This window comes from Belnapia sp. AC561 (assembly GCF_979252845.1).
Genome location: NZ_CEEDBP010000386.1, coordinates 1 through 248, shown reverse-complemented (window position 1 = coordinate 248; position 248 = coordinate 1). Strand labels below are relative to the sequence as shown.

Sequence of the window (248 nt, the reverse complement as noted above, 5' to 3'; positions counted from 1 at the left end):
ACACACGGCGTAGCGGAAGTGGCCGAGGGCAACCATCACATCATGCGCGTCGCGCGCCATTGTCGCCTTGTCATAGCCGCCCTGCGGGCAGTCGGAGAAACCCGCGCCGCGCAGATCGATGGCGACCACGCTGAAATGCTCGGCCAGCAGCGGCATCACCTTGTGCCATTCCCACCACGTTTCAGGCCAGCCGTGAAGCAGCAGGATTGGCGGCCCTGCGCCGCCTGTGACGGCGTTGATCTTGATGC

Annotated in this window: 1 protein-coding gene; it reads right to left on the bottom strand. The window is 64.9% G+C overall.

Going from position 1 to position 248, the window contains the following annotated elements; translation table 11 throughout:
* Window positions 1–248 (bottom strand): alpha/beta fold hydrolase (locus AC0IW9_RS31540; RefSeq protein WP_471652225.1); only part of this gene is annotated, 248 nt, incomplete at both ends.